Genomic DNA, 21,938 nt, shown 5'->3' with positions numbered 1-21,938 from the left:
GTCATGCAGGGGGGCATCCCCGAGATTCCGGACTGGACGGGGGGTGTTCGCATGACCAATGGGAAACGAAGATGTCAAAACAAGAGCCCGACTCGGCCATAGAGAGCCTCGATGACTCGGCGTTGCGCGCCAGGCTGGCACGCAGCGATTGGGAACACGACCCCCTGTTCGTATCGGACGAGCAGGTCTTTCGCCTCTTTCGACGCGCGCGAGCGGCCCAAGACAAGACTCGCACCGGCCTCTTCTCTGAAGCGTTTTCGCATCGTCTGCTCGAGCGGTCGAGGAGGTTCGTCCTCAAGGCAAAGATTTTTCCGGGGCTCATCGACGACCTGTCCCGCGCGTCGCACGAACTCGCCTCCTGCATGTGGGGCCACCTTCTCTCGAGCGCCAGTGACGCTGCTTACGCCGAGAAGGCGTTCGGCGACTTGTTCAAGTTGCGGGCCATCAGCTTCCAGCGAAGCATGCTGGCGAAGAAGCGCAAGCTGCAGCAGAGCCTGGATGAGTTGGACGTAGACGCAGACGACGGCGCCTCCGCGACTGAAGAAATCGAAGAACTGCAAGACCACAACACACCGGACCTTCTGGCTGCACGCCGGCAGGAGTTCGAGCGCGCCAACGGCCGCCTGCTCGAAATCCTCACGCAGAAGGAGTACGCCACCTTTGTATGGCTCTACGGCGCCGACTGGCAAGTCCAGGAAGTAGCTGCTGCCCTCAAGGTGACCGTCAAGAGCGTCAACAACTACAAGAACAGCGCTCTCGACAAAATCCGCAAGGAGTTCCAGCAATGACAAAGCCCAACCGTAGGCTGTCGCTCGAAGAAGTGCTTGACGAGTTCTTCTTCTCGGCCGGCAAGCCAAGCCCCGACGCAGTGCTTCGCGCGTGCGAAGCACACCCGGAGTACCGAGACGATATCGTGGAGTTCGCAGCGCTGTGGACCTGCTACGAGGCCTCACCGGAGCCCATCGAAGACAAGTCCCGGTCCCCCGTGACCGCACAAGATGTCTCACGCCTGCAGAGCGTCGTTCTCAACCAACTTCATGAACTGGACTCGAGAGCCGCACCTGACGCGGATGTACAGGCCGCACGCGCTGCCATCAAGACCCTGGTCGGAGGCAAGTTGCCTCGAGCTGCAGCTGCCCTGGATTTCGGGAACTGCGTGCTGCTGCTCACAAAGGTACTCACAACCATCACGGATGTACCTCCGAAGGTGCTTCGGGACCTGGCACAACACCTGAAGGTTTCTCCAGCAGGCATCAAACCGTGCCTGGGGCCGCAACTAGCGGGCTCAAGGAGCTACAAGTCTGCGCAGGCGCCGGATGCACCGGCCTTGGAAACTTGGAAGAGCGCTGTCCTTTCACTCCCAGTGAGCGAAGAAGAGAAGAGGCGCCTGCTTGCCTTTCAGACGGAGGAGGCACCTTGACTCCCTTTCACAGAGCTCGCGACGCCGCGCGGCACCTGCGTCAGCGCATCTTGAACGAAGCTGCGTCATCAACGATTCCTTCGAAGAAGGTTATCGAAGCGGTAGCGCATGAAGACGCCGAAAACCTCAACATCGCTGATGCGCTTCCGAGTGACAAGACACTGGGTGGAGCCGATGCGGTCCTCCTTCGAGAGCTGCAGCAAATCATCGTCCGGAACGATGTCTCGAGCGCAGAGCGCGCCTTCCTCATAGCTCACGAGTTCGGCCACTGGAAGCTCCACCTTGAGAGTCACGACGGTTGCCACAAGGTTGTTGAGTCAACCTTGAAGCCGGAGGAAGGTGACACGTTCGGCGCCCAGAGGATTGAAGCGTATGGTGCACGTGAGCGTGCAGAGCTTCAGGCCAACATCTTCGCCCGCGAATTGCTACTGCCTCGAAACGTCGCGCGGGAGCTGTTCCTTGCGGGCAAGACCGCTCAGCAACTGGTGAAGGAACTCGACCTTCCCCTTGAGCTGGTTCGACAGCAGCTCCTTGACGGAATGCTACTTCCGACTTCTCAAGAAGAGGCCGCCGACGCACCAGAGGCCATCAATCCAACCAAGGAGCAGACGGCGGCCGCCACGTCAGAAGCCCTGACCTCGTTGGTCGTTGCCGGTCCTGGCACCGGCAAGACTGCCACCTTGCTCATGCGCGTGCAGCACCTACTTGCTAACGGTGCCAAGCCCGAGGAGCTTCTCCTACTGACGTTCTCCAACCGGGCCGCTCGCGAGCTCGTCGACCGGCTTCAAGAACTCGGCGTCGAGGACGCCCACGACATCTGGGTCGGAACGTTCCACGCTTTTGGTCTGGAATTCCTTCGCAAGAACCACGAACAGTTCGGTTTGCGCTCGCGCTTCGGTGTCGCCGACAAGATGGCCCAGATTGCGATGCTGGAGCCGCACATCTATGGCCTTGGTCTGACTGCGTTCAATCCGCTCGGCGACCCACTCGACTGGCTGAACGAGGTCGTCAAAGCCATCCAGCGAGCCAAGGACGAGCTAGCCGGCGCCGACGCTTTCGCCAAGGCGGTCAACGAGTCCGCCCTCGATACGGGCGCGGAAACTCTCGCAAGGCAGCGCGACGTCGTCAAGCTGTACAAGTGCTACGAGTCGAAGCTGCGCGCAAACGGTGCCTTGGTCGACATGGGCGACCTCGTGATGCTTCCAGCGTTGGCCCTTACGGAGGGCTTTGCAAAGTACACGGCGAGCGTCGGTCGCTTCAAGCACATCCTTGTTGACGAGTACCAAGATGTGAACCGAGCAAGTGCACAGCTGGTGAAGTCGCTGGCGGCCCACTCGAAGAGCCTCTGGGTAGTGGGAGACGCGCGCCAGGCAATCTACCGGTTCCGCGGCGCGTCGATGCGCAACATCGTCAACTTCGGTGACGATTTCCCGAAGCACAAGCCATTCCCTCTCAACGAGAACCGCCGTAGTTACGAAGAAGTCATTCGCGTATTCGAGCACACCGGGCGCGAAGCGAACCCTCTCCAGATGGTGCTTCCACTCGATGACGTGGAGCCCGTGCGGGGCACAAGCGGAGTGAGGCCGCGCCACGTCCAGTGCGCCGACGATGACATCGTCCAAGGCGAACTCGCGGCGAACGTTCGTCGAATTCACAAGCTCGGCGTCCCCTTCCGGGACCAAGTTGTCTTGGCGAGCAAGCACGAGACCTGCGGCGATGCGGCCGACGCCTTGAATGCCGCCGGCGTTCCCGCGCTGCACCTCGGCGACATCTTCCAGCGCTCGGAGGTGAAGGACCTGCTGGCCCTGCTGCAGCTGTTCATCGACCGGTCAGGGAGCGGCCTTTTGCGGGTCGCTCTCCTCCCTGGCATGGAACTACCCCCTGCCGATGTTGAACTTTTGCTTGGCTGGCTGAAGGCCAATCGACCTGAGCCGTTGTCATGGCTGGCAAAGCCGCCTGCCGGGCTGTCCGTCAAAGGCGTCGCCGCCATCCAGAAGTGGGCTTCAACCTTCAAGGGTCTGTCGTCGACGGACTTCCCGTGGGAGGTCGCCTGCACGCTGCTTCTTGACCGCACGTCGGTGCTTCGACCGCATCTGGCCGGAGACGGCATCCTTGACATCACTCGGCGCATCGCGTTGTGGCAGCTCATCTACTACCTCCGTGTGCCTGATGGCGGCCGCGCGTACCAAACGGTTGGCAGCTTCATCACACGTCTGCGCCGTCGTCTGCGCATAGGCGACGACCGCGAGCTGCGCATACCGCCGCCCGAAGCCGACACCCTGGACGCGGTGGCCGTCATGACCATCCACGGAAGCAAGGGGTTGGAGTACGAAGCGGTCCATCTGGTAGACATCGACGCCAAACACTTCCGCATGGCTTCGGACTCGGACCTAGTCCCTAGCTCTTTGCTCAAGTCGCTCGCCCCGGTCGACAACTTCGAGAGACAGACCGAAGCCTCGAACAAGCTCTACGTGGCGCTGTCTCGAGCCCGCGAGCACCTAGTCCTGTATGAGACCAGGCAGATGTACAACGCAGAGTGCGTGGCCGCCATCACCGACGCCGCGCATCTGCTTGAGCGGGTGACCGGGAAAGCCATAGTGCCGAAGGTGCCTGCGCCGCCTGCTGCTGTCGTCGCAGTAGTCCAACCTGCGTCCTACGAGCTCTCCGGCTTCCTGACCTACCGCGTCTGCCCAAGGCGTTACTACTACGACTTCATCCGGGAGCTAAGTCCCGCGGCAGGTCTGCATCCTGCCGCACTTATCGAAGGCGCGGTAATGCGGGAGCTCTTCGCGCCGTTTGGCGAGACCTTGGGCAAGGCGCCGGCAGAGGTCGACCGCGTACTCGCATCGTTGGCCCCCGCCTACAAGGAGTCACTGCCGTATATGAAGGCCTATGCGGACCAGCTACTCGTCACCGGTCGTGGATGGCTGGGGGCACAACGCTCGCTGATGGCGACGCCGTTTGACATCACGTGCGCAGGCATTTCGCTTCGCGTATCACCACACCGAACCACCAAGTCGGGCTCCCAGGTCACCGTGGAGTTCGTCCGCATTCGACCCTCTGGCATGTATTCGCGGCAGCACAAGACCCTCCGATGGGTCTTGAAGTACCTCGGCGAAGCCCACCGCCAATACTCGTTCACGGGCAGCATCTTCGTACTAAGCACTGGGGTCGCCGAGTCGGTGTCGCCCTATGGGAGGCTGCCCGACGACTTCTTCCTCATCCCGATTGCGAAGTCGCTGATGGCTGGCAACTTCGAGGCGAAACCGAATTCCTGGGAGTGCCCGAAGTGCCGGCACTTCATGCACTGTCCTGCCTAGGCGAAGCAGGGCGCCGGACGAGTGTCGGGCGTTGAGCGTGCAGCGAAGGGCGCCACTCGCTTCGGGCTGCCAACACTACTTCCGATTTCTCTGTCGTCCTGCGACTTACCCAGCAAGAGCAACGCACTCCGCGCGGCTCGCCAAGCTAAGTAAGGAGCGCAGGAATGCCTACCCGTGTCTACATCCAGTCGGAACACTTCCCCGACATCAAGCTCGTTGAAGTCAACGACGACGCGACCATCGACGAACTCAAGCGCGCCGTCCTTGCGCTGCTGCCGCCCGGCACCGACGCGACAGAGCTGACGCTCTCGGTCGAAGACGACGATGACGACGCCCACGCCGGGGCGACGCATGTCAAGGACCTGAAGAAGGAGCACGGCGTCCGCGTGCACCTGCACCGCTGCAAGCACTTGGATGTCCACGTCCGCTTCGGCGCCGAGGTCGTGCTCCGCCAGTTCCGCCCGGCAGCGACCGTGGGCCGAGTGCGCCTGTGGGCCGGCCACAAGCTGGGCATGGCTCCCGGAGACATCGCGGAGCACGTGCTGCAGATTGCTGGCACCAACGAGCAGCCCGATGTCGACATCCACATCGGCACGCTGACCAAGTGCCCGCAGTGCTCGGTGACCTTCGACCTGGTGCCGGCCCACCGCATCAACGGCTGAATCGGAGGCGGCATGGCACCGGACGAACAAGCCCTGCGTGCCGACCTCGCGTCGGCACGCTTTCTAGCGGGGGAGGACCGCAGCCGCTGGCAGTTCAAGAAGCTGGAGTGGCCTTTCCTCTACGTCAGCGTGACGGCCCGCGACGGACGCCAGTACACGGTCCGCCTGAGCTGCACCGGGTTCCCTGCGACCGCGCCTACTGGCACGTTCTGGGACATGTCGACGAACAGCCGGCTCTCCTTCGACAAGTGGCCAACCGGTGGCGAGCGGCTGCGCTTGGCATTCCGCCCGGACTGGAAGAACGGCGACGCACTCTATATCCCGTGCGACCGCGATAGCTTTGCCGGCCACGACGGCTGGGTGGCCCAGTACCCGCAGCTCATCTGGAAGCCCACCAAGGGCATCAGCCACTACCTGGAGGTGGTCCATGACCTTCTTCAAAGCCGCGACTATGTCTGCGCACCTGCTTGAAGCGCCTGCGCCTCTTTGGGCGCAGCTCATCGAGCACCTGCGCCTCCAGGGCGATGGCGTTCGAGAAAGCGGCGCATTCCTTCTTGGACGCAAGACCGAGGTCGGCCGCGTGATGACGCGCTTTCTTCCCTACGAGCAGCTGCAGGTCGACGCACTGCATGACGACTACGTTGCGCTCACGGCGGCCAGTTTCGCGAAGCTCTGGGAGCTGTGTCGGGCCGAATGCTTGACCGTCGTCGCCGACGTGCACACCCACCGCTTCGGCGCCGGGCAGAGCCGCTCCGACCGCACCAACCCCATGGTTGCGCTCGCCGGCCACGTAGCGTTCATCGTGCCGCGATTCGCTCAGGGCAAGGTTCGCCCGCACGACCTGGGCATGTACGTGTACGAAGGCAACCACAAGTGGGCGACCTTTTCGGGTTGCGAGGTAGCTCGCCTCTTGCGACTTACTGACGCTGGAGATGGCAAGTGACAAGTCTTGACTCTGAATCCATGCATCGCCTGGCCAAGCTGGCCTTGGACTCCGGCGAGGTCTCGTCGCCGGAAGAGGCGCTTGCCCTGTTCTCGCGCTACCGAGTGCGCATTTATCTCGGCGCTGGCTGGGCCGAAACCTTGGCCGGGCAGGCGTGCTTTCTGACGGCGCTGAACACCGCGGCGCGCGCCTTCCTCGGCGGCGTCGAGGTGTTCGGCGACCTCGAACACATACTGCGCGTGCCCTTGTTCGAGGGCCGCAAAGCCCACGGGGTGGTCAAGGAGCTTGGCGGCGCGGTCACCGTTGACCCGAAGACCGACTCGCCGACCTTGGTGCTGGGCCGTGCGCCGACGGGCTCGACGGCGGCGTTTTGCGTTCGCATGACCTGGGATGCCTGGTGTGCATCAATCTCCCCGCTGGCGGCCGATTCCGGTCTTCCTTGCGTGGAAGACAACCCCCTCGCGGGAGTTGCGGCAGCCGCGCTGGGCGTCAACGAGGCCTTCCTTCATGTGCGTGGCGACCTTCCGGACGCGGGCCATCGCGCCGTCGGCATCTCGCTCTGGGACCCGCTCGCGGTCGCTGACTGGCGAGCCGAGGCACATCGCGGGCCGACCTTGCGGTATCTGCCGAGTTCGCTCTGGCTTGTCGGCCTCGGGCATCTCGGCCAAGCGTATGGATGGGTGCTGGGGATGCTGCCCTACCCCGACGAGGGGCGGCCGCATCTGGTACTTCAAGACTTCGACAAGGCCGCGAGGTCCAACCTCAGTACTTGCATGCTGCTGATGGCGGACGACCTTGGAAAACGCAAGGTGCGGCTCGTTGCTCAACGCCTGGAGGCGGCGGGCTTTACCACGGACCTCGTCGAGCGTCGATTCGGTTCGAACCATCACCGCATGACCGGCGAGCCGACGACGGCACTGTTCGGCGTCGACAACGTCACCGCGCGCCGCGACCTGGATTCAGCGGGCTTTGCGATGGTCGTCGAAGCCGGCTTGGGCAGCGGCCATCGAGACTTCCGCAACATACGACTGCACACGTTCCCTGGGCCTCGCCGACCGTCCGAGATTTGGACGGCTGATGCTGCGGCCCAGGCTTCAGTAGAGCTGAACGACGTCTACAAGAAGCTCGCGCTGGAGCGCGACGACCAATGCGGCATGACGCTTCTTGCGTCGCGAGCGGTGGCCACGCCGTTTGTCGGGGCGCTTGCCGGCGCGCTAGTGCTGGCGGAGGTCGTCCGTCCGCTGCATGGCGGGGGCGTGCACTCGACGCTCGACCTTCCGATGAAAAACCTGCGTTACCGCACCGGCCCCGAAGCGGTCGAGTGCCGGGGTCTGCTGACACCATATGTTCAGGCGAAGTACTCGTGCTTGGTCGCTGCCAACACTAACGTCGTGAACGGCGCCGAGGAGTCATTGTCATGAGCAGTAGGAGATATCACCGTCGCAACCGCAACACTCTCGGGTCCGTCGTCGACGACTCGGTACACATTGCGGCTCGGTTCGGACCGGTGGGAGCATTGGTCACTGGCGCCGTGGGCTTTGCCGTCTTCTACGCGGCTCTTCCCATTACGTTAATGGCATGGACTGACGCGAACAAAGCGAAGATGACTGGTCCTACCGCCGCGGTATTCGCGAATCTTGTCGACCAAGTGATGTGGCAACGCTTCATCGGTCCTTGCCAGTGGGTTGGAGTCGCCATCCTTTTGGCATGTTGGGCTATCGCCGCCTGGAAGACGTTCTATGGCGACGGATTGACCGACGATGAACTTGCGGGTGCAACATGGATGGCAAAGATTGTTGCGCGACTGCTGCGGTGAACATGCAAGGCGCTAGACCGAGCGCTCAGGACCGGCGCGCCAATGGGTTCCGGCGAGCAGGAGGACTCTGCCGCTGTCTCGTTAGAGCGAACACTCAGTACTTTGACGGTTAGGTGCCTTTTGACGTTGTCTTACGTCTGCGCGATTCGGCTACAGCTCGCGTCAACTCTGCTTCAAGCTCGTGGAGGGCGGAACGCACCAGCAAGTACTGGTCACGCGTGGCCCCGAGCCGCAGCTCTTGTACGAGTTTCTTTGCCTTCAGTGACACGACACGTTTCGTGAGTGTCGGAGCACGGTCGGCCAATGCCTGTGCGTCCGCGAAGAATTTCGCGACTGGCGTCGTTACTTTCTTCCGAGGACCTGTGGTCACGCATCCCTCGCTGGAAAGCCGAACCACTCTGGACATGCTTGATGCGCTAGCTCTAGGTCATGGAGCGATGGAAAATGCCGAAGCAGAGCTAGTGCTTCACGGCGCACGCCATCGGGCACTCCTGGCAGCGCTTTGCAGTCTTGAAGCTGCTGGAGGAAGCGTCGTGTCTGCAAGACGGCTGTCGTCCTCTCCGTGGGTAGCGTCATAACTCAACTCCAACTCAGCCGCCGCGCGCGCGGGAACTCGTGTCGCGGCAACTCGTCTCGAAGGAAGCAATCAAGCCACCAGGGATATACCGCATCGGGAATGGCTGGCACAAATGGTCGGTCGAGGTGGGTCTGCAATTGCTCGAATGTCACCCTCGCTTCAACAGGCAGCTCGCTAGTTCGGCAGTACTTAACTCCTGCACACTCGTAAATCGTGGGCCTCACTGGCATAGGAGGTTCCGGGAGTCCTTGCCGTCCAAAAGCTTCTTGCGCGCAAATCCAACTCACTAGCTGCCAGCCGCTCGTCCCCCGAGAGCTTGCGGTTTGAGCTACACGAGTCGGGCGACGCAAGTCGCCAAACGAAACGAAGTCGACGACGCTCTGTGTACTCCAATCGGTGACGGTCAGCTCGCAGCAGTCCGTTGGAAACCATGCCGAGGCGTCACACGTTTGCAGCACAGCATCAATGCAGCGCGCTAAGAATGCCCTTGTTGGCTCGGCCCATCTTGGGTATCCATGCAAGAGCGCGCGGTTCATCGGTCGATGGCGTGTGTCAAACAGCGACACCCAGTAGTCAGACACCTCTCCGTGGTTGGCTGATGAGGCAATCAGACCTCGAAGCGCTCGTACGGTCCCATATCGTGTGTCGCGACACACCAATTTCAAGGTCAACATGCTGGGTCCCAGCGGTTAGATGGCGCGATTCGCGCGACGCCGTCTGAGGGCGGGCTGCAGAGTTCCATCTCTTGCATCCAAAGAGTCAGCACATCCGGTGTGAACGTGGAAACCTAGTTGTTCCTCCATGCTGTGCCGCGCCTTGATGCCGCTCTTGGTGCTCATGGACTTTTTCCTCTTCCGCAAACGCAAGTACCCGGAATCCCTGTCGAACGACGAGAGGGGAAGCGTACTGCCTGAGCCCAGATTGTGACTCAAACACGGCTGACTTAAAAGCAGCATGCATCGAGACTGGTGCGTGACTTCACCAGCGGCAACTAAAAAATACAAAGCGGAAAGCGCGCGCGCTCTCTTGGCCGTCAACGTACTCCGTATGCGGAACAACAAGGGTTGGAGCCAAGAGGCGTTGGCGTTTGAGGCCGGCCTGCATCGCACGTTTATCGCTCACGTCGAGCGCCAAGCACGCAACATTTCCATTGACAACGTCGAACGGATTGCCACCGCTCTGGGGGTGCCAATCGCGGACCTCCTAAGCCCACTCTGCGGAGACGCATGAGTGGCGAGGCACACCTCGCAAAGGGCGATTGATAGCCGGGTTGGCGTAATGCTTCGCCTACGAACCTGAATCGGCTCTACCCACGAAAACAGCCGAGACCGGTGCTGGCAGGGGCAAAAAAAGGGGGGTGGGGTGTCGCTACCAACAAAAAGTCACTCACTTGAATCCGTCACTCACTCACATTCAAGCCACTATCAACGGTTTCTGGTAGCCATAATCGTTCTGACCCGGCCCGCGCCGCCGCATCGTCACTTGACGCTGCGGTACTTCGCCACGTCGAGCGCCGACACCGGCGCACCGCGATTGCCCCAACTGGTGCGCACGTGGCTCAGCAGCTGAGCCACGTCGTCATTGCTCAACACGGTGGCGTAGGGCGGCATGCCGAACGGCCGCGGGTTGCCCGCGGTGCTCGGCGGAAACCCGCCCTCCAGCACCATGTGGACCAGGTTCGCCGGCGTGCGCAGCGTGACCGCGCGGCTGCCGGCCAGTGCCGGGTAGATGCCCGCCACGCCCTCGCCCTGCTCGCCATGGCATTGCACGCAGTGCTGGGCGTACAGCTTGGCGCCGGGCGTGCTCGAGTCGGCCGGTGCGGCGCCGGTGGCGCTCGTCCGGGACGTCGTCGACGCGGGGCGCTGCGGCAGTGCCTTCAGGTAGGCGGCCATCGCCTGCAGGTCCGCGTCGTTCAGGTGCTGAGTGCTCCCGGCCACGACCTCGCGCATCGGGCCCATCACCGCGCCACGTGCCGAGACGCCGGACTTGAGCAACTCGACGATGTGGGCCAGGTCCCAGTCGGCCACGCCGGCTTCGTCGGGCGAATCGAGCGCCGGCGCGTACCAGTTCTGCACCGGGATCAGGCCGCCGGCCAGGTCGAGCGTGCTGGTGGTCGCGCCGAGCGCGTTCCGGCTGGCGTGGCACGCGTTGCAGTGACCGAGGCCCTCGACGAGGTAGGCGCCACGCTGCACCGGTGTCGTGCCCGCCGCGTCGTTCGCGGACATCGGTTCGGCCGCGCGAAAGTAGAGCGCGCGCCAGACGGCGAGCGCCGCCTGCTGGTCGAACGGGAACGGCAGCTCGTGTGCCTTGTTCGCCTGCACGACCGGCGGCAGGCTCTTCAGGTACGCGTGGATCGCGTCCGAATCGGCGCGCGTCACGCGCGTGTAGTTCGGGTACGGGAACGCCGGGTAGAGGAGGCGCCCGTCGCGCGAGCGGCCGTTGTGCAGCGCGCGCCAGAACTCGTCCGGGGACCATCCGCCGATGCCGGTGGCTCCGTCGGGCGTCAGGTTGGGCGCATAGATGGTGCCGAACGGCGTCGGCACGCCGCGCCCGCCGGCATACGCGGCGCCGCCGGGTACGGTGTGGCAGCCCATGCAGTTGCCGGCTCGCGCCAGGTAGGCGCCGCGTGCGACGAGTTCGGCGCTGGCGGGAGCCGACACGGCGCTGCCCAGCGGCGACTCGCCGCGCACGTTCAGCCAGGCGACCAGCCCGGCGGCGAGCGCACCGAGCACGACTACCGCGAGCGCGGCGCGGATCAAGAGCCGGCTCACTTCGCGGGCCCGTCGGGGACGCCGCCGCACGGCATCGGCAGCGGCTCGGGCAATTGCGTCGCGGGCTTGGCGTTCGACGCCACGCGCTGCGCGCCCAGCCATTGCGACAACGCGCTGATGTCGGCCGGCGCCAGGCGCTGCGCGATCTGCGCCATGCAGTCCGGCGCGTTCGCGTGCCGGGTGCCGGTGCGCCACGCGCCGAGTTGCGCGTTCAGGTAGTCGCGCGGCATGCCGATCAGCGCCGGCACCGCAGGCGCGACGCCCATCAGCGCGCTGCCGTGGCACTGCACGCAGGCGGGGATCTTCAGCGCCGCGTCGCCGCGCAGCACCAGCGCCTCGCCGCGGCTCAGCGCATCGACGCTGCCGGTCGCCGCCTGCGCGGGCGGGTAGGGAATTTCCAGGTTCGCGAAGTGCTCGGCAATCTCGCGGAGGTAGGCGTCGGACAGCGGCGCGAGCAGGTTCGTCATCAGCGCGTACTGACGCCGGCCATCACGAAAGCTCACGAGCTGGTTGTACAGATAGCCCGCCGGCTTGCCGGCGATGCGCGGGTAGTAGCCGTCGCTCGCCGCGCGGCCCTGCGGCCCGTGGCAGCCGGTGCAGGCCTGCACGCGCTGCGCCATCGTGTCCTCGACCTTCGGTGCGGCGCAGGCCAGGGTGGCCGCGGCGCACATCGTCGCCGCGGCGCATCGTGCGCGCCAGCCGGCCCTCAGATTCAATTCCGCCATGGGGAGGTTGTATCAAAGTTCCGCGGCAGCCCCGGGCGATGCGTGGCGTGCCTCGTGCAAGCGCAGGTCGGGCAGGCGTGCGACGAACCACAGCGACAGCAGCGAGATCGCCGCGCTCAACCACATCACGCGCTGGAACGCCGTGTCGCTGGCGGGCGCGCCATGGCCGCCGCGCGAGGCGTCGATCAGCTGTCCCAGGCCTTCGGCATCGAGCCCCTGGACGCCGGCGGGCAGGTGTTCGCGCAGCAGCAGCAACGCCACCGAGCTCAGCACCGCGATGCCGATCGCGCCACCCAGCAGGCGGAAGAACGACGTCAGCGCCGTGACCGTGCCGAGCTGGTCGCGCGGCACCGACTGCTGCGCCGTGATCAGCGTGGTCGGCATCTGCAGCCCCATGCCGGCGCCCAGCAGCACCAGCGCCGCGGTCGCGGCCCATCCGCCGGCCGACGCGAAGCCCGAAGCCGCCAGTGCGACCGGCACCAGCATCACGCCGAGGCGCTGCATCGGCAGCACGCGCCCGGTGCGCGAGAGCCAGCGGCCGCTCGCGAACGCGGCGGCGGGAATCGCGAGCGTCAGCGGCAGCAGCCGCAGTGCCGCATCGGCTGCGCTGTAGCCGGCCACCAGCTGCAGGCGCAACGGCACCAGCACCGACATCGCGATGAAGTTGAAGAAGCAGATGAACAGCAGCGCGCAGCACGCCACCACCGTGCGGTTCGCGAACAGTGCCATCGGCACGATCGCCTGCGGGTGACGGCGCTGCTGCGCGACGAACACCACCAACAGCGCCACCGCGATCGCCCAGCCGATCAGGTTCCACGCGTCGGACCAGGCCGTGCCCTGGCCGACTCGGGTGATCGGGATCAGCATCGCGGTCAGGCCGGTCAGCAGCAGCAGCGCGCCGACGCCGTCGATGCGCGCCCGGCGCGGCGTGACCGGCAGGGCCTTCAGCGAGCGGTGCACCAGCACCAGCGCGACCAGCCCCACCGGCAGGTTGATCCAGAAGATCCAGGGCCACGACAGGTACTCGGTGAGCACGCCGCCGATGACCGGCCCCAGCATGCTCGCGACCGCCCAGACGATGCTGACGTAGCTCTGGTAGCGGCCGCGTTCGCGCAGCGGCACCACGTCCGCGATCACCGACTGCGCGGTGGCGATCAGCCCGCCGCCGCCGATGCCCTGCACCACGCGCGCGAGCACGAGCTGCGGCAGCGTCTGGGCGAGCGCGCAGGCGATCGAGGCGGTCAGGAAGATCAGGATCGCGATCGTCATCACGCGGCGCCGCCCGACCAGGTCGCTGAGCCGGCCGTACAGCGGCGTGACGACGGTGCATGCGATCAGGTAGCCCGAGATCACCCACGCCATCCACTCGAAACCGCCGAGCTGCCGCGCGATCGTCGGGACCGCGACGCTGACGATGGTCTGGTCGAGCGCCGCCAGCAGGATGGTCATCATCACCGCGGCGGTCGCGGCGCGGAACTGGCTCGGGGTCAGCGGGGTGTGGGCAGCACTCAATGCGGGCGGGTCGACGGCGGGGGGGTGCCGAGCATGCCTCAAAGCGCGCGGGCGTGCTGCCGCGCCGCCCGCGCGACCCTCAAGCCTCCGCGGGCGGGTAGCCGGCGAGTTCCGATGCCCGGGGAACGCCGGCCTCGCGCAGCCCGCGCGCCACGCCGTCGCGGTCGGCGGCGCTGCGGTTTTGGCTCACCTTCCACTTGCCGACCAGCGCGCCCAGTTCGATCTCGATGCCGACGATCGCGCGCAGCATCGACGTGACGTAGTCGTCGGGCGCGTCGGTGACCGCCCACGGTTGTTCGCGCGCGGCCTCGTGGCGATCGGTCAGGCGCGTCACGAAGGCGCGCAGCCACGGCGCGTCGTCGACCGCGCGCAGCCGGCCGCGCCCCTGCACGATCACGTAGTTCCAGGTCGGCACGACCTTGCCGTGCTCGGCCTTGCTCGGGTAGAAGCCCGGCGAGATGTAGGCCTGCGGACCCTGGAACACGACCAGCGAATCGCGATCGGTGCGCGCGTCGCGCCACACCGGGTTCGCGCGCGCGACGTGCGCGCGCAGGATGCCGGGGCCCCCGGCCGGGTCGGCATCGAGCACGAACGGCACCGTGTTCGCGGCCAGCTCGCCCGCCGCGTCCTGCGTCACCAGCAGGCCGAGCGGATGCTCGCGAAGCAGGGCGTGCAGCACCTCGGGGCGCTTCTCTTCGAAATGGGGGGGCAGGTACATGGCGGGTCGTATGAAGGGAACGCGAGGCCGGTCAGTCTCGCATCACGGACGCGCCTTTTCACGCGCGATCCAGTCGTCGATCTGCTGCTCGAGCGCGCCCAGCGGCATCGCGCCATTGTCGAGCACGGCCATGTGGAAGCGCCGGATGTCGAAGCGCGCGCCGAGCGTGGCGCGCGCGCGGTCGCGCAGCTCGACGATCTTCAGCTGCCCGATCATGTAGCTGAGCACCTGGGCCGGCCAGACGTAATAGCGGTCGACCTGCGGCTCGATGAACTCACGGGCCATGCCGGTGCGCTCGGTCATCCAGTCGATCGCCTGCGTGCGCTGCCAGCCGAACGCGTGGATGCCGGTGTCGATGACCAGCCGCGCCGCGCGCAGGCTTTGCCATTGCAGGTGGCCGAAGCGGGTGTACGGCGTCTTGTACAGGCCGAGTTCCGGGCCCAGCGTCTCGGCGTACAGCGCCCAGCCTTCGCCGTACGCGGTGTAGCCGCCGCCACGGCGGAACCGCGGCAGGTCCGTGAGCTCGCGCGCCCGAGCCGTCTGCAGGTGGTGGCCGGGCACAGCCTCGTGCGCGAACAGCGTCTCCATGTTCCAGATCGGCCGCTGCGCGATCGCGACGACGTTGGCGTTGAACCACCCGGCTCCGCTGCCGTCGCGCGGCGGGCCGGAGTAGTTCTCGGACTTGCCGATGCCCTCGTGCGCCGGGATCGCGCGCACGCCGTAGGGGGTGCGCGGCAGCTCGGCGAACAGCTTGGGCAGCTCGGGGTCGACGCGCTTGGCGATGTCGCGGTAGCCGGCCAGCAGCGCCTCGGGGTCGGTGTAGAAGAAGCGCGGATCGGTGTTGAGGAAGTGGACGAACTCCGCGAAGCTGCCCGCGAAGCCGGCGGCCCGCATCTGCGCCTCCATCTCCCCACGCAGTCGCGCGACTTCACGCAGCCCGATCGCATGCACCTGCGCTGCACCCAGGTCGGTAGTGGTGTGCTGGCGGACGAGGTAGTCATACGCGGCCGCGCCGTTCGGGCGCGTGCTCATCGCGCCGTTCTCGCGGGTGTGCGGCAGGTACTCGTCGACGATGAACGTGCGCAGGCGGCGCATCGCCGGGTACACGTGGGCGCGCAGCGCCGCGGCGCCGTCGGCGGCCAACGCGGTGCGCGTGTCGGGCGGGATGCCCATTCCCAGCCGCGTGAACGGCTCGTACAGCGGGCTGCGGGTCACGTCGTCCGGCAACTGGCCGTCGATCTGCGCCGGCACCTGCTGCATCGACGCCCGCGCCGCCACCCACCCCATCGCAATGCCGTCGCGCAGGCGGGCGATGACCTGGTCGACCCGGCTCGGGAACTGCGCCAGCCGGGCCAGCATGTTGCGCACGTCGGCCTCGGTGGCGACCGGGCTGACGCGCAGCAGGCTGGCGAGGTCGTTGTGCAGGCCGCCTTCTCCGTCGAGCACCACCGTGTTCAGGCCGGCGAATTTTTCGCCGTCGAGCCACTCTTGCGTGCCCTGGACCATGATGTCGCGCGAGACGCGGTCGGCCGGCGCGAGCTGCTCGCGGTCGATGCCGCGCAGCGTCGCGAGACGCTCGCGGGCATGGGCGTAGCGCTTCTCGTCGGCGGCGCGCGAGCGGTCGGTGAGCTGTGCGCCGTGGCGGTGGTCGCCGGTGTAGGTGGCGCGCTCGGGGTCGTCGCGCATCTCCCATTCCCACTCGGAGTCGAACAGCGCGTGCAGCCGCTGCGTCGCCTGCGGGTCGGTCCCGGCGTGGGCCGGGCCGGCGGCGCCGATGAGCAGGCACATCGCCAGCAGCAGGGAACGCATCACGGTCATCGTCGTTGCGCCTGTCGTTCAGGCCGAGCCGGAAATCACCCCGCCGCCGAGGCACACCTCGCCGTCGTACAGCACGGCCGACTGGCCCGGGGTGACGGCCCACTGCGGCTGATCGAAGCGCAGGTCGAACCCGCCGGGGCCGGCCGCGGTGAACGTGCACGCCGCGTCCTGCTGCCGGTAGCGGGTCTTCGCGGCGAGTGCGTCGGCGCGCGGTGCGTGGCCGGCGATCCAGCTGGTGTCGTCGGCGCTCAGGCGCTGGGCCAGCAGCCACGGGTGGTCGTGGCCCTGCACGATGTAGAGCGTGTTGGCGGCCATGTCCTTGCGGGCGACGAACCAGGGGTCGTGGTCTCCCCCGCCCCGCGGGGCACTTCGCTCCTTCAGCCCGCCGATGCCGATGCCCTTGCGCTGGCCGAGCGTGTAGAAGCTCAGTCCCACGTGCTCGCCGATCGTGCGGCCGCGGTCGTCCTTGATCGGGCCGGGCGTGTTCGCGAGATAGCGGTTCAGGAATTCGCGGAACGGCCGTTCGCCGATGAAGCAGATGCCGGTCGAGTCCTTCTTCTTCGCATTCGGCAGGCCGATCTCGGCGGCGATGCGGCGCACCTCGGTCTTCGGCAGTTCGCCGACCGGGAACAGCGTCTTCGCCAGCTGCGCCTGCGTGAGCCGGTGCAGGAAGTAGCTCTGGTCCTTCAGCGGATCCAGACCCTTGAGCAGTTGGAACTCGCCCGCTTTCTCGCGGACGCGGGCGTAATGCCCCGTCGCGATCTTCTCGGCGCCCAGGCGCATCGCGTGGTCGAGGAAGGCCTTGAACTTGATCTCGGCGTTGCACAGCACGTCGGGGTTCGGCGTGCGGCCGGCCTCGTACTCGCGCAGGAACTCGGCGAACACGCGGTCCTTGTAGTCGGCCGCGAAGTTGACGTGCTCGATCTCGATGCCGAGCACGTCGGCCACGGCGGCGGCGTCGACGAAGTCGATGTTCGACGAGCAGTATTCGCTGTCGTCATCGTCCTCCCAGTTCTTCATGAAGATGCCGATGACCTCGTGGCCCTGCTGCTTGAGCAGGTGCGCGGTGACGGCCGAATCGACGCCGCCCGACAGGCCGACGACGACACGCTGGGGTTTCATGGGCCGCGATTTTAGGTGTCGCTCCGGCGACGCGTGCCGCCGAGGGCTTGGTCGTAAGATTGACACGCCTGTCGAAAGACGGGCACACGTCTTCAGGGCGGGGTGAAATTCCCCACCGGCGGTATGCGGCGCAAGCCGCGAGCCCGCGAGCGCTCTTCACCTCTCCGGTGAAGAGGTCAGCAGATTCGGTGAGATGCCGAAGCCGACGGTCAGAGTCCGGATGAAAGAAGATGTGCTCATGCAGTGCGCCTGCGCCGTCCGCGACTCCGTCTGGAGCCGCGGTTTTTTGCCGAGCTTCGCTCGGCGAAAAGCCCCGGCGTGGGTGCACCGCGTTTGCGCGCCCTGGAATGTTTTTTGTGAGCGACACAAGGAGCGTTTCAACCATGTCTCAACTCTCTGCTTCCACTCGCCCCCTGCCGCCTCGACTGAGGATCGCGCTGGATGCCATCCGCCACGGCCGCGCCGTGGTCCTGCTCGACGACGACGACCGCGAGAACGAGGGCGACCTGATCGTCGCCGCCGAACGGATCACCGTGCCGATGATGGCCACGATGATCCGCGAGTGCTCGGGCATCGTCTGCCTGTGCATGGGCGATGCCGAACTGCAGCGCCTGGCCTTGCCGCCGATGGTCGCGAACAACGGCAGCCGCTACGGCACCGCGTTCACGGTCTCGATCGAGGCGCGCGACGGCGTGACGACCGGCGTCAGCGCCGCCGACCGCGTCACGACGATCCGCACCGCGATCGCCCCTGGCGCGCAAGCGTCCGATCTCGTCAGCCCCGGGCACGTGTTCCCGCTGCGCGCCGCGCCCGGCGGCGTGCTCGAACGCCGCGGTCACACCGAAGGCGCCGTCGAACTGGCGCGCCTGGCCGGGCTGCAACCGGCCGCGGTGCTGTGCGAACTGATGAACGAAGACGGCAGCATGATGCGCGGCGACGAACTCGTCGCGTTCTCGCGCCGGCATGGCTATCCGATGTTGACGATCGCGGAGCTGGTCGCGTACCGGCGCGAGATCGAGGACACGCCGGTCAGCGCTTGATCTCGGGGTCGTAGACCGTCCGGTCGGTGGTGATCGCGTCGAGCGGGAGCCGCCGGCCGGCCAGGTAGTCCTCGACGCAGCCCAGCACGTGAGGGCTGCGGTGGCGCGCGCGGCTCGCGCGCAATTGGTCGAGCGTCATCCAGACGGTGCGGACGATGCCGTCGTCGAGGCGGCGCGCGGGGTCGGGCGCGCCGACGCGGCCGCCGAAGGCGAAGCGGACGAAGGTCACGTCCTCGTCGCGCGCCGGGCGCTTGAAGCGCGACAGGTAGATGCCGATCAGGCGGTCGGGCGTGAACACGCAGCCCGTCTCCTCCAGCACCTCGCGGATCACGCCCTCCTGGGGCGACTCTTCGGGATCGAGGTGGCCGGCCGGATTGTTGAGCTTCAAACCCTCGGGCGTGTGCTCCTCGACCAACAGGAACTGCGGCGTGTCGCCGACGCGTCGCTCGATGATCGCAGCCACGGTGACACTCGGTTTCCAGCGGTCGGCCATGCGGCGATCTTAGCCACGCCGGAGACTTGTGTAAGCTCCGCCAAAATCCAGAAGTCCAAGCGCCTGAGGAGGCACCCATGTTGATAGGAGTTCCGCTGGAGACGGCGGTCGGTGAAACGCGCGTGGCCGTGACGCCCGAAACGGCGAAGAAGCTGGTCGCGCAGGGCCACACGATCCGGGTGCAGTCGGGCGCCGGCGTCGCCGCCAGCGTGACCGACGCCGCCTACGAGGCCGCCGGCGCCGAGATCACCGACGCCAGTGGCGCGTTCGGCTGCGATCTGGTGCTGAAGGTGCGTGCGCCGCTGCACAGCGAGCTGTCGCAGATGAAGACCGGCGCCAACCTGGTCGGCATGCTGAACCCGTTCGACAGCGACGGCCTGCACCGGCTGGCCGGCGCCGGCATCACCAGCTTCGCGCTCGAGGCCGCGCCGCGCACCACGCGGGCGCAGAGCATGGACGTGCTGTCGAGCCAGGCCAACATCGCCGGCTACAAGGCCGTGATGATCGCGGCCGACAAGTACCAGCGCTTCTTCCCGATGCTGATGACCGCGGCCGGCACCGTGAAGGCCGCGCGCGTCGTGATCCTGGGCGTCGGCGTGGCCGGGCTGCAGGCGATTGCGACCGCCAAGCGCCTGGGCGCCGTGATCGAGGCCAGCGACGTGCGCCCGTCGGTGAAGGAGCAGGTCGAGTCGCTCGGTGGCAAGTTTATCGAGGTGTCGTACGACACGCCGGAGGAGAAGGAAGCCGCCGAAGGCGTCGGCGGCTACGCCAAGCCGATGCCGCCGAGCTGGCTCGCGCGCCAGCAGGTGGAGGTCGCCAAGCGCGTGGCCGCGGCCGACATCGTGATCAGCACCGCGCTGATCCCGGGCCGCGCGGCGCCGACGCTGATCACCGAGGACATGGTCAAGTCGATGAAGCCGGGTTCGGTGATCGTCGACATCGCCGCTGGCAAGGGCCCCGACCTGGCCGGTGGCCTGACCGGCGGCAACTGCCCGCTCAGCGAGGCCGACAAGACGGTGGTCAAGCACGGCGTCACGATCGTCGGCGAGACCAACCTGCCCGCGCTGGTGGCGGCCGACGCGAGCGCGCTGTACGCGCGCAACGTGCTCGACTTCCTCAAGCTCGTGCTGCCCAAGGACGGCGGCTTCGTCGTGCCGATGGACGACGACATCGTCGCCGCCTGCCTGATGACCCAGGCCGGTGAAGTGAAGCGGAAATAGGAAAGCGGACCATGGAACACGAAATCGTTTCCCACACGATCACCAACCTGATCATCTTCGTGCTCGCGATCTACGTCGGCTACCACGTCGTCTGGACCGTCACGCCCGCGCTGCACACGCCGTTGATGGCGGTCACCAACGCGATCTCGGCGATCGTGATCGTCGGCGCGATGCTCGCCGCGGCGCTCACCGAAGGCGGCGTCGGCAAGGTCTTCGGCGTGCTCGCGGTCGCGCTCGCCGCGGTCAACGTGTTCGGCGGCTTCCTGGTGACGCGGCGAATGCTGGAGATGTTCAAGAAGAAGGACAAGAAGGTCGTCGTGAAGGAGGGCTCCAAGTGAGCATGAACCTCGTCACGCTGATGTATTTGATCGCCAGCGTCTGCTTCATCCAGGCCCTCAAAGGCCTGAGCCACCCGACCACCTCGATCCGCGGCAACGTCTTCGGCATGACCGGCATGGCGATCGCGGTCGTGACGACCGCGGCGCTGATCTTCAAGCTTGCCGGCGAGGCCGGGCACAGCGGTGTGGCCGGCCTGGCCTGGGTACTGGTCGGCCTGCTCGCCGGTGGCGCGCTCGGCGCCTACATGGCGCAGAAGGTCGAGATGACCAAGATGCCCGAGCTGGTCGCGTTCATGCACAGCATGATCGGCATGGCCGCGGTGTTCATCGCGATCTCGGCAGTGGCCGAGCCGCACGCGTTCGCGATCGTCGCCAAGGCGCTCGACCCGATCCCGGCCGGCAACCGCCTCGAGCTCGCGCTCGGCGCGGCGATCGGCGCGATCACCTTCAGCGGCTCGGTGATCGCCTTCGGCAAGCTCAGCGGCAAGTACAAGTTCCGCCTGTTCCAGGGCGCGCCGGTGCAGTTCCCGGGCCAGCACATCCTGAACCTGGTGCTGGGCCTGGCGCTGCTGTTCTTCATCTACGGCTTCGTCGACAGCCAGAGCTGGACCGACTTCATCGTGCTGCTGGCGATCGCGTTCGTGCTGGGCGTGCTGATCATCATCCCGATCGGCGGCGCCGACATGCCGGTGGTCGTCTCGATGCTCAACAGCTACTCCGGCTGGGCGGCGGCCGGCATCGGCTTCTCGCTGAACAACGCGATGCTGATCATCGCCGGCTCGCTGGTGGGCAGCTCGGGCGCGATCCTGAGCTACATCATGTGCAAGGCGATGAACCGCTCGTTCTTCAACGTGATCCTCGGCGGCTTCGGCGGCGAGGCGGCGACGGCCGGCGGCGGCAAGGCCGAGCAGCGCCCGGTCAAGAGCGGCAGCGCCGACGACGCGGCCTTCGTGCTCGGCAACGCCGAGACGGTGGTGATCGTGCCGGGTTACGGCCTGGCGGTCGCGCGCGCGCAGCATGCGGTGAAGGAACTCGCGGCCAAGCTGACCGAGAAGGGCATCACGGTGAAGTACGCGATCCACCCGGTCGCCGGCCGCATGCCGGGCCACATGAACGTGCTGCTGGCCGAGGCCGAGGTGCCGTACGACCAGGTCTTCGAGATGGAGGACATCAACGGCGAGTTCGGCCAGGCCGACGTGGCGATCATCCTCGGCGCCAACGACGTCGTGAACCCGGCCGCGCACACCAAGGGCAGCCCGATCTACGGCATGCCGATCCTGGAGGCCTACAAGGCCAAGACCATCATCGTCAACAAGCGCTCGATGGCCGCGGGCTACGCCGGCCTGGACAACGAGCTGTTCTACATGGACAAGACGATGATGGTGTTCGGCGACGCGAAGAAGGTCGTCGAGGACATGGTCAAGGCGATCGAGTAACGCCGGT

The 21,938-nt window shown here is 66.2% G+C and carries 21 protein-coding genes and 1 riboswitch; of the genes, 13 read left to right on the top strand and 8 right to left on the bottom strand.

Translation table 11 applies throughout. The features are described 5' to 3' along the window. The first annotated feature begins 71 nt into the window (after positions 1 to 71). From ASC76_RS13930 to ASC76_RS25375, 8 genes are all read left to right on the top strand, one after another. Positions 72 to 788: a hypothetical protein gene (locus tag ASC76_RS13930; protein WP_056466750.1), complete on the top strand. Its 717-nt coding sequence runs from the start codon at positions 72 to 74 to the stop codon at positions 786 to 788. Next, positions 785 to 1,420 (top strand): hypothetical protein, encoded by a 636-nt coding sequence (locus tag ASC76_RS24740; RefSeq protein ID WP_082549109.1) that lies wholly within the window; start codon positions 785 to 787, stop codon positions 1,418 to 1,420. The genes ASC76_RS13930 and ASC76_RS24740 overlap by 4 nt, the downstream gene beginning before the upstream one ends. Then, complete coding sequence (locus tag ASC76_RS13920; protein ID WP_056466745.1) at positions 1,417 to 4,740, top strand: UvrD-helicase domain-containing protein; 3,324 nt, start codon at positions 1,417 to 1,419, stop codon at positions 4,738 to 4,740. Before ASC76_RS24740 ends, ASC76_RS13920 begins: the two co-directional genes overlap by 4 nt. Positions 4,741 to 4,904: 164 nt before the next feature. Next, the gene (locus ASC76_RS13915; RefSeq protein ID WP_056466742.1) at positions 4,905 to 5,402 is read left to right on the top strand and encodes a hypothetical protein; all 498 of its coding nucleotides are present in this window, start codon (positions 4,905 to 4,907) and stop codon (positions 5,400 to 5,402) included. Positions 5,403 to 5,414: 12 nt separating this feature from the next. Further along, the gene (locus tag ASC76_RS13910; protein ID WP_056466739.1) at positions 5,415 to 5,873 is read left to right on the top strand and encodes a hypothetical protein; all 459 of its coding nucleotides are present in this window, start codon (positions 5,415 to 5,417) and stop codon (positions 5,871 to 5,873) included. Next, positions 5,830 to 6,345 (top strand): hypothetical protein, encoded by a 516-nt coding sequence (locus tag ASC76_RS13905; RefSeq protein ID WP_200947134.1) that lies wholly within the window; start codon positions 5,830 to 5,832, stop codon positions 6,343 to 6,345. Before ASC76_RS13910 ends, ASC76_RS13905 begins: the two co-directional genes overlap by 44 nt. 20 nt (positions 6,346 to 6,365) lie before the next feature. Beyond that, entirely contained in the window at positions 6,366 to 7,766 is a 1,401-nt protein-coding gene (locus ASC76_RS13900; protein ID WP_200947133.1) for a ThiF family adenylyltransferase, read from the top strand. A 110-nt stretch (positions 7,767 to 7,876) separates the two neighbouring features. After that, positions 7,877 to 8,161, top strand: coding sequence for a hypothetical protein (locus tag ASC76_RS25375; protein WP_157615619.1), 285 nt, complete (start codon positions 7,877 to 7,879; stop codon positions 8,159 to 8,161). Between the two features lie 366 nt (positions 8,162 to 8,527). On the opposite strand, the gene ASC76_RS26610 is transcribed toward ASC76_RS25375, so the two are convergent. Then, a complete protein-coding gene (locus tag ASC76_RS26610) occupies positions 8,528 to 8,737 on the bottom strand; it encodes a BPSL0761 family protein (protein ID WP_082549107.1) in 210 nt (69 codons plus the stop codon). Positions 8,738 to 9,692: 955 nt separating this feature from the next. Here ASC76_RS26610 and ASC76_RS24730 point away from each other — a divergent pair. After that, on the top strand, positions 9,693 to 9,968 hold the full coding sequence (locus tag ASC76_RS24730; RefSeq protein ID WP_082549106.1) for a helix-turn-helix domain-containing protein: 276 nt from the start codon (positions 9,693 to 9,695) through the stop codon (positions 9,966 to 9,968). Between the two features lie 248 nt (positions 9,969 to 10,216). Here the strand turns inward: ASC76_RS24730 and ASC76_RS13895 are convergent, their stop codons facing one another. From ASC76_RS13895 to mnmA, 6 genes are all read right to left on the bottom strand, one after another. Continuing rightward, positions 10,217 to 11,509 carry a cytochrome c gene (locus ASC76_RS13895; RefSeq protein WP_056466733.1) on the bottom strand — a complete coding sequence of 431 codons (1,293 nt, stop codon included), beginning with the start codon at positions 11,507 to 11,509 and terminating at the stop codon, positions 10,217 to 10,219. After that, on the bottom strand, positions 11,506 to 12,234 hold the full coding sequence (locus tag ASC76_RS13890; protein ID WP_056466730.1) for a c-type cytochrome: 729 nt from the start codon (positions 12,232 to 12,234) through the stop codon (positions 11,506 to 11,508). The genes ASC76_RS13895 and ASC76_RS13890 overlap by 4 nt, the downstream gene beginning before the upstream one ends. A 12-nt stretch (positions 12,235 to 12,246) precedes the next feature. After that, entirely contained in the window at positions 12,247 to 13,746 is a 1,500-nt protein-coding gene (locus ASC76_RS13885) for an MDR family MFS transporter (RefSeq protein ID WP_235580430.1), read from the bottom strand. Between the two features lie 79 nt (positions 13,747 to 13,825). Then, positions 13,826 to 14,464 (bottom strand): FMN-binding negative transcriptional regulator, encoded by a 639-nt coding sequence (locus tag ASC76_RS13880; protein ID WP_056466727.1) that lies wholly within the window; start codon positions 14,462 to 14,464, stop codon positions 13,826 to 13,828. A 42-nt stretch (positions 14,465 to 14,506) separates the two neighbouring features. Beyond that, complete coding sequence (locus tag ASC76_RS13875; protein ID WP_082549193.1) at positions 14,507 to 16,273, bottom strand: DUF885 family protein; 1,767 nt, start codon at positions 16,271 to 16,273, stop codon at positions 14,507 to 14,509. A 27-nt stretch (positions 16,274 to 16,300) separates the two neighbouring features. Further along, positions 16,301 to 17,404 (bottom strand): tRNA 2-thiouridine(34) synthase MnmA, encoded by a 1,104-nt coding sequence (mnmA, locus tag ASC76_RS13870; RefSeq protein ID WP_056466721.1) that lies wholly within the window; start codon positions 17,402 to 17,404, stop codon positions 16,301 to 16,303. Between the two features lie 84 nt (positions 17,405 to 17,488). After that, positions 17,489 to 17,640, top strand: a riboswitch (FMN riboswitch). Between the two features lie 147 nt (positions 17,641 to 17,787). Between mnmA and ribB the strand changes: the two genes are divergently transcribed. Beyond that, positions 17,788 to 18,444: a 3,4-dihydroxy-2-butanone-4-phosphate synthase gene (gene ribB, locus ASC76_RS13865; protein WP_056466718.1), complete on the top strand. Its 657-nt coding sequence runs from the start codon at positions 17,788 to 17,790 to the stop codon at positions 18,442 to 18,444. On the opposite strand, the gene ASC76_RS13860 is transcribed toward ribB, so the two are convergent. Then, positions 18,434 to 18,937 (bottom strand): NUDIX hydrolase, encoded by a 504-nt coding sequence (locus ASC76_RS13860; RefSeq protein WP_056466715.1) that lies wholly within the window; start codon positions 18,935 to 18,937, stop codon positions 18,434 to 18,436. The two genes, ribB and ASC76_RS13860, sit on opposite strands and share 11 nt — an antisense overlap. A 77-nt stretch (positions 18,938 to 19,014) precedes the next feature. On the opposite strand from ASC76_RS13860, the gene ASC76_RS13855 reads away from it, so the two are divergent. From ASC76_RS13855 to ASC76_RS13845, 3 genes are read left to right on the top strand one after another with little or no spacing between them, the layout of a single operon-like run. Next, positions 19,015 to 20,157, top strand: coding sequence for a Re/Si-specific NAD(P)(+) transhydrogenase subunit alpha (locus ASC76_RS13855; RefSeq protein ID WP_056466712.1), 1,143 nt, complete (start codon positions 19,015 to 19,017; stop codon positions 20,155 to 20,157). 11 nt (positions 20,158 to 20,168) lie between these two features. Continuing rightward, on the top strand, positions 20,169 to 20,495 hold the full coding sequence (locus ASC76_RS13850) for an NAD(P) transhydrogenase subunit alpha (protein WP_056466709.1): 327 nt from the start codon (positions 20,169 to 20,171) through the stop codon (positions 20,493 to 20,495). Next, positions 20,492 to 21,931 (top strand): NAD(P)(+) transhydrogenase (Re/Si-specific) subunit beta, encoded by a 1,440-nt coding sequence (locus ASC76_RS13845; RefSeq protein ID WP_056466705.1) that lies wholly within the window; start codon positions 20,492 to 20,494, stop codon positions 21,929 to 21,931. Before ASC76_RS13850 ends, ASC76_RS13845 begins: the two co-directional genes overlap by 4 nt. The last annotated feature ends 7 nt before the right edge of the window (positions 21,932 to 21,938 follow it).

Source organism: Rhizobacter sp. Root404, from assembly GCF_001425865.1.
Classification (GTDB): Bacteria; Pseudomonadota; Gammaproteobacteria; order Burkholderiales; family Burkholderiaceae_C; genus LMDS01.
The sequence above is the reverse complement of the archived record's forward strand: the minus strand, read 5'-3'. Positions and strand labels throughout refer to the sequence as shown.

Bases quoted from the DNA above. Each gene is read 5' to 3' on its own strand.
- ASC76_RS13930 (WP_056466750.1), top strand. From the start codon at position 72: ATGTCAAAACAAGAGCCCGACTCGGCCATAGAGAGCCTCGATGACTCG.
- ASC76_RS24740 (WP_082549109.1), top strand. From the start codon at position 785: ATGACAAAGCCCAACCGTAGGCTGTCGCTCGAAGAAGTGCTTGACGAG.
- ASC76_RS13915 (WP_056466742.1), top strand. From the start codon at position 4,905: ATGCCTACCCGTGTCTACATCCAGTCGGAACACTTCCCCGACATCAAG.
- ASC76_RS13910 (WP_056466739.1), top strand. From the start codon at position 5,415: ATGGCACCGGACGAACAAGCCCTGCGTGCCGACCTCGCGTCGGCACGC.
- ASC76_RS13905 (WP_200947134.1), top strand. From the start codon at position 5,830: ATGACCTTCTTCAAAGCCGCGACTATGTCTGCGCACCTGCTTGAAGCG.
- ASC76_RS13900 (WP_200947133.1), top strand. From the start codon at position 6,366: ATGCATCGCCTGGCCAAGCTGGCCTTGGACTCCGGCGAGGTCTCGTCG.
- ASC76_RS26610 (WP_082549107.1), bottom strand. From the start codon at position 8,737: ATGACGCTACCCACGGAGAGGACGACAGCCGTCTTGCAGACACGACGC.
- ASC76_RS24730 (WP_082549106.1), top strand. From the start codon at position 9,693: ATGCATCGAGACTGGTGCGTGACTTCACCAGCGGCAACTAAAAAATAC.
- ASC76_RS13890 (WP_056466730.1), bottom strand. From the start codon at position 12,234: ATGGCGGAATTGAATCTGAGGGCCGGCTGGCGCGCACGATGCGCCGCG.
- ASC76_RS13880 (WP_056466727.1), bottom strand. From the start codon at position 14,464: ATGTACCTGCCCCCCCATTTCGAAGAGAAGCGCCCCGAGGTGCTGCAC.
- ASC76_RS13875 (WP_082549193.1), bottom strand. From the start codon at position 16,273: ATGCGTTCCCTGCTGCTGGCGATGTGCCTGCTCATCGGCGCCGCCGGC.
- mnmA (WP_056466721.1), bottom strand. From the start codon at position 17,404: ATGAAACCCCAGCGTGTCGTCGTCGGCCTGTCGGGCGGCGTCGATTCG.
- ribB (WP_056466718.1), top strand. From the start codon at position 17,788: ATGTCTCAACTCTCTGCTTCCACTCGCCCCCTGCCGCCTCGACTGAGG.
- ASC76_RS13860 (WP_056466715.1), bottom strand. From the start codon at position 18,937: ATGGCCGACCGCTGGAAACCGAGTGTCACCGTGGCTGCGATCATCGAG.
- ASC76_RS13855 (WP_056466712.1), top strand. From the start codon at position 19,015: ATGTTGATAGGAGTTCCGCTGGAGACGGCGGTCGGTGAAACGCGCGTG.
- ASC76_RS13850 (WP_056466709.1), top strand. From the start codon at position 20,169: ATGGAACACGAAATCGTTTCCCACACGATCACCAACCTGATCATCTTC.